This window comes from Nocardiopsis sp. TNDT3 (genome assembly GCF_003427465.1).
Classification (GTDB): domain Bacteria; phylum Actinomycetota; class Actinomycetes; order Streptosporangiales; family Streptosporangiaceae; genus Nocardiopsis; species Nocardiopsis dassonvillei.
This window is the reverse complement of sequence record NZ_QPFC01000759.1, coordinates 1-10076: the sequence shown is the minus strand read 5'-3', so window position 1 is coordinate 10076 and position 10076 is coordinate 1. Positions and strand designations below refer to the sequence as shown.

The following is a 10076-nucleotide window of genomic DNA, read 5'->3' as shown; positions in this document are numbered from 1 at the left end:
GCGTTCCCTTCCCCCGGCTCCGAGACCGCGCCCCTCCACCGCCGCTTCCGGTCCCGGACGCTCCCCGGACTCGTCCCCGAACACGGGACAGGCGATAATCGGCGGGCACACGCACCACACCCACGGGGGACCGCAGTGACCGACACCGAGCTGAGCCAGGCCCGTCGCGAGATCATCCGCGACCTCGCAGTGCCCGAGCACTTCGACGCGCGCGTCGAGATCGAACGCCGTGTGGCCTTCCTCGCCGAGCGGCTGATCAGCACCGGCTCCACCGCGCTGGTCCTGGGCATCAGCGGCGGCGTGGACTCGCTCACGGCCGGACGCCTGTGCCGCCTGGCGGTGGACCGGGCCCGCGAGAACGGACACGAGTGCGAGTACGTCGCCATGCGACTGCCCTACGGCGAGCAGAAGGACGAGGAGGACGCGGCCCGCTCCGTCGAGTTCACGGCCCCCGAGCGCTGCCTCACCGTGGACGTCGGGCCCGCCAGCGACGCCATGGCCGACTCCCTGGCCGCCGCCGGGATGACCTACGCCAGCGAGTCCTCGGCGGACTTCGTCCTCGGCAACGTCAAGGCGCGGCAGCGGATGATCGCCCAGTACGCGGTCGCGGGCGGCCTGCGCGGACTGGTGGTCGGCACCGACCACGCGGCCGAGGCGGTCACCGGCTTCTTCACCAAGTACGGCGACGGCGGCGCGGACCTCGTGCCGCTGACCGGGCTGACCAAGCGCCGGGTGCGCGCGGTCGCCGCCGAGCTGGGCGCTCCGGAGGACCTGGTGCGCAAGGTGCCCACCGCCGACCTGGAGACGCTCTCCCCGCAGAAGCCGGACGAGGAGGCGCTCGGCCTGACCTACGACCAGATCGACGACTTCCTGGAGGGCCTGCCGGTGCCCGGGCACGTGGAGACCGCGCTGGTCGACCGGTACCGCGTCACCGCCCACAAGCGCGCGCTGCCCACCGCTCCCTGACACCGCGACCGGAAACGTCGCCTGTGTGACGCGAGGGGTTCTGACCCGCGGTGGTCCTGTACCCGCAGCGGGGTTCGACGCTCCGGACCCGCCGCGGGTACAAGACCACGGCGTACGCGGCCGGGCCGGTGGACTTCCCGGTCACAGGGCCGGAGCGGGCCCGCACGGGGCGCCGGTCCCGCCTCCGCTCAGGGTGTCGGCTCCGCTGACGCCCCAGCCGCCGTTTCCGCTCGTGCCCGGGGTCCTCACGCCGGTGCCGCACGGCCCGACCGCTCCGGACAGCTGTTCCGTCTCCGCACACGGACCTTCCCCAAGGGTTTCGTGCACGCCGTCTCGCGGGGTACCGTGTGCGGGAACTCCCTCGGACTTCCCGGAGCACGTTCGGCGCTTCCGCGCCCTCCGCCCGGGGGAGAACGGTCCCCGATCCGCCGTGCGCTGACGCGCGGTGGTGCAGGCACCACCTTCCATGGTCGGGCCAACCGCCCCTCGGAGAGGGGCGCCAGATCCATCGCGGCCACCACCCGGCCGGACCTACTCTCGTTTACCACGCGTCGCCGACAGTTGAGCTGACGCGGCCACGCCACCGGGCGCGTTCGAGAACGCGTCGCCACCCCCTGATCCCGGCCACACGGCCCCCCGCGCACCACCGCGTCCGGGGACGCACACGCGTACGGGGTAGACCAAGGAGCGACCGATGACCGTGACCGTCGAGAACGAAGGCGGAGGCACGTCGTCGGCGTACGCCTCCAGTACCGTCCTCCTGCCCTCTCCGCGGACACCGCGGCCCGGGGCGGGCAGGGACAGGTTCCTGGACGTCATCCGGCTGTTCGTGATGGCCCTGGTGGTCATGCAGCACTGGTGGCTGCCGGTCCTCGTCCACGAGCCCGGGTCCCTCGAGGCGGGCAGCGTCCTGTCCACCGAGGGCGGCTTCGTGCTGACGTGGGTCGTCCAGGTCATGCCGCTGATCTTCTTCGTCGGGGGCGCGGCCAACCTGATCAGCTGGCGCTCGGCCTCGGGCCGGGGCATGTCCGCCTCGGACTGGTTCGCGCGCAGACTGCGCAGACTCGCCTGGCCGGTGGTGCCGCTGGCGGCCCTGTGGATCGTCGCCTCCCACCTGCTGGTCCTGGGCGGCGCACCGGCCCAGGCCGTCCTGGTGGGCGCCGAGGCCGCGGGCATGGTGCTGTGGTTCCTCGCCGTGTACGTGCTGGTGGTCGTGTCCACCCCGCTGCTGTTCCGGGCCCAGGAGCTCTTCGGCTGGTGGGTCCCGATCGCCCTGCTGGCCGCCGCCGCGGCCGTGGACCTGACCCGCTTCTCCACCGGCGCGGACTGGGTCGGCTACCTCAACGTGGCCTTCGTGTGGCTGGGCGTGCACCAGCTGGGGTTCCGCTACGCGACGGGGACGATCCGCCTGCGCTACGCCGCGGGGATGGTGGCGGGCGGCGCGGCCGCCGCGCTGGCCCTGACGACGTTCGGCCCCTACTCGCTCAACATGACGGGCGTGTTCGCCACGGAGTCCTCCAACGTGTCCCCGCCCACCCTGGTGCTCGCCGCCATGGGCGCGCTGCAGATCGGCGTCGCGGTGCTGCTGCGCGAGCGGATCAGCGCCTGGTCCGAGCGCCCGGGCCCGGCGCGTCTGCTGGACCGGATCTGCCCGCAGCTGATGACGGTCTACCTGTGGCACATGCTGCCGCTCAGCGTGGTGGCGGGCGTGCTGGTGTTCGGCCTGGGGATCGACACCCCCGAGCCGCTGACGGGCCTGTGGGTGCTGTGGGGCGTGCTGGGGCTGGTGGTCCTGGTGCCCCTGATCGTGCCGCTGGCGCACTGGGCGGTGCGGTTCGAGAACCCGCCGAAGGTGCTGAGCGGTTCCCCGGGCATGGTCCGCGTCCTGGCCGCCGCGGCGCTGGTCGGCGGCGGGATGCTGCTGCTGACGGTGTCCGGCCTGGGGCTCGGCATGGGACCGGTGCTCGGACTGCTCGCGGTGCTGTCGGGCGTCGTGCTGACTCGGGCTCCCCGGAGGAGCTGACCGCCTCGCGGCCGGGCCGGGGCGCCCCCGTTCGCGGCGCCCGGCCCGGCCGCACGCCCCGGTGCCCGCGAGCCAGGGGCGCTACCGGTCCCCGTATCGGGTAGACCGAAGGACATGGACCCGACACGTATCGCCTTCGAAGAACGGGGGAGCGGCCGCCCCCTGGTCCTCCTCCACGGACTCGGGGACCGCCGCCAGAGCTGGACCGCCGTGATGCGGCGGCTCTCCGCCGACTACCGCGTCGTCTGCGTGGACCTGCCGGGGTTCGGCGCCTCACCGGGGCCCGGCCCCGACGAGCCCTACGACGTCCTCACCCTGACCGACGACATCGAGGCGTTCTGCCGCCTGCACGGGCTGGAGCGCCCGCACCTGGCGGGCAACTCGCTCGGCGGATCGATCGCCCTCGAACTGGGGGTCCGGGGCCTGGCCGCGTCCGTGACGGTGTTCTCCCCGGCGGGGTTCTCCGACAGGCTCGCCCGGTGCGCGATACGCGGGGTCGGCGCGCTCTCCCGCCTGGCCGCGCGCGTCCCGATGCCGGTCAAGGAGCGCCTGGCCAACACCGCCCCGGCCAGGACGGCCGCGCGGATCGCGCTGCGCGGCGACCCCTCGACGCCCGAGGCCAAGGCGACCCGGTTCAGCGTCCGGGGCCTCCAGCAGGGCTCGCCCTACATCCGGCTCGTGCCGCGCATCGCCGAGTACGTCTTCACGGCACGGCCGATCGAGTGCCCGGTCACCATCGCCTGGGGCGACCGCGACCGGACGCTGCTGCCGTCCAGCGCCGCGCACGCCCACCACCGGGTGCCCAACGCGCGCATGGTCTCGCTGATCGGCAGCGGGCACATCCCCATGGCCGACGACCCGGTCACGGCCGCCGAGCACGTCCGGTGGACCTGCCGCGCCGCCGACCTGGGGAGCGCCAAGGCCGCCGCGCGCAACGCGGCCGGGCGGGTGACCAAACCCGGTCCCCCGGACTGAGCCCGGACCCCTAGCAGCTGAAACCGCCGTCGGTGCTGATCACCTGGCCGGTCACCCACGAGGCCTCGTCGGTGGTCAGCCAGGCCAGCAGCCTGGCCGGGTCGTCGGGCAGGCCCACCCGCCCGGCCGGGAAGCCGGGCAGGACGCGGCGCATGAGGTCCCCGTCGATGTAGCCGGTCTGCACCGGGCCGGGGTCGACGGCGTTCACGGTGATGCCGCGCGGGCCCAGCTCGGCGGCGACGGTCGGGGTGATCTGGGCCAGGACCGCCTTGGCCGACGCGTACGCCACCTCGCCGGGCATCGCCCCGCGGATCTGCCCGGAGGTCATGAACAGCACCCGGCCTCCGGGGCGACCGTCGTGCCGCGCCGCGAAGGCCTGGGCGAGCAGGATCGGCGCGCGGGCGTCGACCGCCCAGTGCCCGTCGAGCATCTCCAGGGTCACTTCGGCCAGCGTCGCGTCGCCGCCGTTGCGCGCGTGGTTGGCCACCAGGACGTCCAGGTGCCCGAACTCGGCCACGGTCGCCTCCACCACCCGCCGGGGCGCGTCGGGGTCGGCCATGTCCGCGCCGACGTCGGCCACGCGGGCGGCGGGGTCGCCGAGCACCTCGCGCACGCCGTCGAGCACGGCGGTGAGGTCGTCGCTGCCCCAGGGCAGCTCCGCGTCGTGCGGCTGGTGGTGGTGGACCATCACCGAGGCGCCGTACGCGGCGAGGCGGCGGGCGACGGCGTAGCCGATGCCGCCGCGCCTGCTCGCGCCGGTGACCAGGGCGGTCCTGCCGCGCAGGGGCAGGGGGTCGCGGGACAGGGCGTCCCGGCCGGGGTGTTCGGGGGAGGGGCCGGAGTGGGCCATGGCGGGCCTGCCTTCTGCCGTGGACGGACGGGGAGCCGGCCCCGCCGCGGGTCCGGGCGGTGCCGGGGCGACTCTGGCAGAAGGGGTGGGGCGGCGCACCCGGTTTTTCGGCCTTCCTCCGGAGCCGCGTGCCCTCCGGAGCCGCGTGTCCGGAATGTTCTGTCCCGGGAACGATGGTGTGTTCTGTTGACCGGGCTCCCCGGTCTACCGCGGTGTCGAGTTCGCGGGATACCGTGGACCCGCTCACCGACGCCTTGAGGAGGCAGTGGATTGACACCATCGACACGACCGGCCCCGGGCCTGCCCGAGTGGCTGCGCGAGGAGGAGCGGCGGCTGTACGGCTTCGCCGCGGGATCCGCCGTGTCCGACGGCTTCGGCTGGCTCGACGCGGACGGGCGTGTGGAGCGGGACCGGCCCGCCGCCGCCTGGATCACCGCGCGGATGACGCACGTGTTCTCCCTGGCCCACCTGCGGGGGGAGGCCGACGCCGGACGGCTGGCCGACCACGGTGTGGCGTCCCTGGCGACGGGCCCCCTGCGCGACGCCCGGGACGGCGGCTGGTTCGACCGGGTGCCGGACGACACCGGGGGGAACACTCCCCGGGAGCGCTCCCATAAGCTGCCGCGCAAGTCGGCCTACGAGCACGGGTTCGTGGTCCTGGCCGCCTCCAGCGCCACCCTCGCCGGTCGCCCGGGAGCGCGTGAGCTGCTCGACGACGCGCTGCGGGTCGTCGAGGAGCGCTTCTGGGAGGAGTCCGCGGGCGCCCTGCGCGAGAGCTGGGACAGCGGGTGGACCGCCACCGAGGACTACCGGGGCGCCAACAGCAACATGCACGCCGTGGAGGCCTTCCTGGCCGCGGCCGACGCCACCGGCGACGCCGTGTGGGCCCGCCGCGCGCTCTCCGTCGCCGAGCGCCTGATCCACGGCGTGGCCGCCGAGCACGACTGGCGCCTGCCCGAGCACTTCACCTCCGACTGGAAGCCCGTCCCGGACTACAACCGGGACCGGCCCGACCACCCCTTCCGGCCCTTCGGGAGCACCACCGGCCACCTGCTCGAATGGGCGCGCCTGCTGGTCCACCTGGAGGTCGCGCTGAGCCGTGCGGGCGACCCCGTCCCCGCGTGGCTGCGCACCGACGCCGAGGCGCTGTTCGACCACGCCGTCCGGCGCGGCTGGGCCGTCGACGGCGCCGAGGGGTTCGTCTACACCCTCGACTGGCAGGACCGGCCGGTCGTGCGCGAGCGCATGCACTGGGTGGTGGCCGAGGCCGCCATGGCAGCCTGGGCGCTGGGGGAGCACACCGGCGTGGCCACCTACGCCGACCTGCACGAACGCTGGTGGGCCTACGCCGACCGGTACCACGTGGACCGCGAACGCGGCAGCTGGCACCACGAACTGGACCCGGACAACCGCCCGGCCGCGAGCGTGTGGCCGGGCAAACCGGACGTCTACCACGCCTACCAGGCGGCACTCCTGCCCCAGATCGGGCTGTCGGCCTCCATCGCGGCCGCCCTCCTGCCCGGCACCGACCACGACTCCGGAGGAAACGCGTGACCGCCGACAACACAGGGGACGCGCAGGGCGCCCCGGCCGGAGGGACCGCGGGGGCCGGGTCCTCCCCCCGCCTCGTCGTGGTGGGCGAGAACGTCATGGACCTATTGCCCACGTCCCACGGCCCCGACGTGCTCAAGGCGGCGCCCGGCGGCGGTCCGGCCAACACGGCGGTGGCGGCGGCCCGGCTGGGCACGCCCACGCGGCTGCTCGCGCGGATCGGCGCGGACGGCTTCGGCGAGCTGATCCGCGAGCGCCTGCTCGGGGAGGGGCTGGACCCGGCGGGACTGCTCCCGGCCCGGGAGCCGACGGCGCTGGCCCTGGCCACGCTCGGCCGGGACGGGTCGGCCCGCTACGACTTCCGCATGGACGACGCCGCCGACTGGCGCTGGCGGACGGGGGAGCTGCCCGAGGAGCTGGAACCGGGGGTCCGCGCGCTGCACGCCGCGTCGATAGCGCTGTTCCGCGAGCCCGGCGCCACCCTGATCGAGGCGATGCTGCGCCGCGAGCACGGGCGCGGGCGGGTGACGCTCACCCTGGACCCCAACATCCGCCACGACGTCATCGGCGACCCCGTCACCGCGCGGGCGCTGGCCCTGCGCCACGCCGCGCAGGCGCACCTGGTGAAGGCGAGCGACGAGGACCTGGCGTTCCTGTACCCGGACCTGTCCCCGGTCCGGGCGGCCCACGCCGTCGCCGCGCTGGGCCCGGTGCTGGTGGTGGTGACCATGGGCGCCGACGGGGCCCTGGCGGTCTGCCGGGGCGAGGAGGTGGCGGTGGCCGCGCCCAGGACCGAGGTGGCCGACACCGTGGGCGCGGGCGACTCCTTCATGGGCGCCCTGCTGAACTGGCTGGACCGTCACGACCGGCTGGGGGAGGACCCGCGGGCCCGCCTCGCCGGACTGGACGAGGCGGACCTGGAGGCCCTGCTGGGGTTCGCGGTCTCGGTCGCCGCGGTCACGGTGACCCGGGAGGGGGCGAACCCGCCCACCATGGCCGAGGTGGCGGGCGTGGACGGGAGCCCCGGGGACCCGGGAAGCCCGGGGGAGCTGGCCCGGCGGTAGCCCCGGCCGCCTTGGGGCGCTCCGGGGCGCAGCGGTGGTCCCGGCTGCCTTCGGGCGTTCCGGGGTGCAGTGGTGGTCCCGGCCGCCTTCGGGCGCTCCGAGCGGCCTCCGGGAGCGGTTGCCGGGCGGGGCTGCCGGAGCCGGTGGCCGGACGCGGGCAGCACGACGTGGGAGGGCCCTGGGGACCCCCGTATCCAGGAAACCGCGGATCCGGGGCGGGCGGTAGCCCCTGTGGACAACGGCGGCCCGCCCTCCTCAGACGAGGCCCTCCCTCGTCTGGACCACGAGGTGGTCCACCACGTCGGCGAGTCTGCCCCGCCGGGCGTACACCGCGCGCTGGCGGGCGGCCCCGCTCCCGGCCGCCCGCACCCGGCCGAGCAGCGAGGAGGCCAGGTCGGCGTCGCCGTTGGCCAGTAGGCCGGGCATCGCGGCGTGCAGCAGCCGTTCGGCGGCCGCGTGCCCGGGCAGCGCCTCACCGGTCAGCGGGTCGGGCACCACGCCCTCCAACCCGTCCCGGGCGGCCCGCCACACGGCGGCCCGCAGCGCCTGGTCGGGGATGGCGGGCGCGGGGACCCCGTAGAGCACGTCGGCGAGCGCGCGACCGGTCAGGCCGCGGACCAGCAGGGCCAGCAGCAGCGCCTCCTCGGCGGTGGCGGCCACGTCGCTCACCCGGATCTCCAGCGTGGGCAGGTGGTCGGAGAGGCGGACGTCCCAGTAGACCATCCGCCGGTCCAGGATCGCCCCGGAGTCGGAGAGCGCCCGCACCGCCTGCTCGTGCTCGGCCAGGGAGCGCAGGAACGGGGGAGGGCCGGCCGAGGGCAGCCGGTTCCAGGCGACCGTGCGCCAGCTGGAGTAGCCGGTGTCGCGTCCGGCGTGGAACGGCGAGTTCGCCGACAGCGCCACCAGGAACGGCAGCCACCGGCGCAGGTGGTTGCCCACGGCCACGGCGGTCTCCCGGTCGGGGACGCCCACGTGCACGTGGCAGCCGCACACCACGTGCGACTCGCGCAGCGCGCCGAAGTGCGCGGTGATGTCGGCGTAGCGGCGCCCCTCACTGGTCCCCACCGAGGCCGGATCGCCCAGGACGGCGGTGCCGGAGGCGACGACGGCGAGCCCGGCCGCGCCCGCGGCGCGGTCCAGCTCCCCGCGCGCCGCGCGCAGGAAGCGCAGGGCCTCGCCCGCGTCGTCGCACACCGGGCTGTTGGCCTCCACCTGCGCGCGGGAGAACTCACCGCACAGGTGGTCGCCCAGGACGCGGGTGTTGGCGAGCACCTCGGGCGCCCGCGACAGGATGAGGCGGGTGCCGGGGTCGACGACGAAGAACTCCTCCTCGACGCCGAAGGTCGGGGGCACGGTGCGGTTGCCGGTGCGGGTGCCGGCGGACACCGGCCGCCGCGTGTCGTGTGCTGCCGTGGAGCGGTTCTCCATGGGCGTCGGTCCCTCCCTGCCGTAGGGGCGCTCCCTCACGGGGCGTCCCGGACTGGATATCCCCGTCGGGGGCGGTCGCGACAGTGTCCTGAAGAAGATAAAAAGCTATCCATGTGATCTTTTGTCCCGTTTGCCGGTATCGCGGGTGTGTCGTTGCGCGCACGTTACGGCTTGATAACCCTGCTCCCGGCCCGCGTGGGAGCCGGGGCGGCGCGGGACCCCCCCGGAAGGGTGAGCCCCGTCACTTCCCCCGACCACGGAAACCCAGGTGGGCACCGTGATGCCCTGCCCGCGCACCCGTCCCGTGAGTACCGCGAGTACCCCAACCCAGGCCCGTCACGCACGTCGCGTGCGACTCCGGGTGAGCATCGGTGAAACGACCAGTGTGGTCGCCCGCACCTGCCGCGTCGGGGGCCCGCTGTGCGAATGTGTGCACGTGACTGGCAGGAACACACAACCCCCCGTCACCCGCCTCCGGGGTCGCGACACGGAGCAGCGGGCCCTCTCCGACGCCCTGGACGACGCGCGGTCCCGCCGGGGCGCCTCCCTGCTCCTCTCCGGAGGCCCCGGGCGCGGCAAGACGGCGCTCCTGGAGCACCTGAGCGGGTCCGCGGGTGGTTTCACCGTGCTCCGCGCGGACGGGGTCGCCGACGAGGCGGACCTGCCCCTGGCCGGGCTCCAGCGCCTCCTCCGCCCCCTCGCGGAGGAGACCGAGCGCCTTCCCGAGCCCCGGCGCGGCCTGCTCCGCGACGCCCTGACCCGGGGAGCGGTCGCCGACGCCGACCGGCTCGCCCTCTACACCGGCCTGGTCGAACTGCTCTCCCGCGCCGCGGCCGACCGCCCCCTCCTGCTGTGCGTGGACGACGCCGACCGGCTCGACGCGCCCTCGCTGGACGCCCTGGCCTTCGTCGCGCGGCGCCTCGCCGGAACCCCCGTCGCCGCCGTCCTCACCGCGCGCGAGGGCCGCGGCAAGCCCGCCGGGGCCCGCGTGCCCGAGGCCGACGCCGAGCCCCCTCCCGACGCCCTCGTCCCCGGTGTCACCGAACTCCCGCTCGCGCCACTGGAGGAGCGGGCGGTCCACGACATCCTCACCGACAGGGCCCCGGTCACCCCGGCCTCCGCCGTGCGCTCCGCCCTGGTCCGCGCCGCCCACGGCAACCCCGCCGCCGTCCTCGGCCTCCTGCGGGGGCTGTCCCGGGCCCAGCTCCTGGGCGATGGC

Annotated in this window: 8 protein-coding genes; 6 read left to right on the top strand and 2 right to left on the bottom strand. The window is 75.3% G+C overall.

Annotation, left to right across the window (positions count from 1 at the left end):
* Nucleotides 1–135 precede the first annotated feature (135 nt).
* The 3 genes from nadE to DQW06_RS18790 all read left to right on the top strand — a co-directional run bounded on the left by nadE (nucleotide 136) and on the right by DQW06_RS18790 (nucleotide 3964).
* Nucleotides 136–966 (top strand): ammonia-dependent NAD(+) synthetase, encoded by an 831-nt coding sequence (gene nadE / locus DQW06_RS18800; RefSeq protein WP_013155595.1) that lies wholly within the window; start codon nucleotides 136–138, stop codon nucleotides 964–966.
* 694 nt (nucleotides 967–1660) lie between these two features.
* Nucleotides 1661–2989 (top strand): acyltransferase, encoded by a 1329-nt coding sequence (locus DQW06_RS18795; protein ID WP_013155594.1) that lies wholly within the window; start codon nucleotides 1661–1663, stop codon nucleotides 2987–2989.
* 114 nt (nucleotides 2990–3103) lie between these two features.
* On the top strand, nucleotides 3104–3964 hold the full coding sequence (locus tag DQW06_RS18790) for an alpha/beta fold hydrolase (protein ID WP_013155593.1): 861 nt from the start codon (nucleotides 3104–3106) through the stop codon (nucleotides 3962–3964).
* Between the two features lie 10 nt (nucleotides 3965–3974).
* Here the strand turns inward: DQW06_RS18790 and DQW06_RS18785 are convergent, their stop codons facing one another.
* Nucleotides 3975–4814 (bottom strand): SDR family oxidoreductase, encoded by an 840-nt coding sequence (locus tag DQW06_RS18785; protein ID WP_071623016.1) that lies wholly within the window; start codon nucleotides 4812–4814, stop codon nucleotides 3975–3977.
* 270 nt (nucleotides 4815–5084) lie between these two features.
* Here DQW06_RS18785 and DQW06_RS18780 point away from each other — a divergent pair, with 270 nt between their 5' ends.
* Nucleotides 5085–6368 carry an AGE family epimerase/isomerase gene (locus tag DQW06_RS18780; protein WP_117199014.1) on the top strand — a complete coding sequence of 428 codons (1284 nt, stop codon included), beginning with the start codon at nucleotides 5085–5087 and terminating at the stop codon, nucleotides 6366–6368.
* Nucleotides 6365–7429 (top strand): carbohydrate kinase, encoded by a 1065-nt coding sequence (locus DQW06_RS18775; RefSeq protein ID WP_117199013.1) that lies wholly within the window; start codon nucleotides 6365–6367, stop codon nucleotides 7427–7429. The genes DQW06_RS18780 and DQW06_RS18775 overlap by 4 nt, the downstream gene beginning before the upstream one ends.
* 255 nt (nucleotides 7430–7684) lie before the next feature.
* On the opposite strand, the gene DQW06_RS18770 is transcribed toward DQW06_RS18775, so the two are convergent.
* Nucleotides 7685–8857: a glutamate--cysteine ligase gene (locus DQW06_RS18770; RefSeq protein WP_117199012.1), complete on the bottom strand. Its 1173-nt coding sequence runs from the start codon at nucleotides 8855–8857 to the stop codon at nucleotides 7685–7687.
* 385 nt (nucleotides 8858–9242) lie between these two features.
* Here DQW06_RS18770 and DQW06_RS18765 point away from each other — a divergent pair.
* Nucleotides 9243–10076: AAA family ATPase (locus tag DQW06_RS18765; protein WP_157983486.1), on the top strand; the 834-nt coding region annotated here is incomplete at its 3' end.

Coding starts and splice junctions, on each gene's coding strand:
- DQW06_RS18795 (WP_013155594.1), top strand. CDS start 1,661: ATGACCGTGACCGTCGAGAACGAAGGCGGAGGCACGTCGTCGGCGTAC.
- DQW06_RS18790 (WP_013155593.1), top strand. CDS start 3,104: ATGGACCCGACACGTATCGCCTTCGAAGAACGGGGGAGCGGCCGCCCC.
- DQW06_RS18785 (WP_071623016.1), bottom strand. CDS start 4,814: ATGGCCCACTCCGGCCCCTCCCCCGAACACCCCGGCCGGGACGCCCTG.
- DQW06_RS18770 (WP_117199012.1), bottom strand. CDS start 8,857: ATGGAGAACCGCTCCACGGCAGCACACGACACGCGGCGGCCGGTGTCC.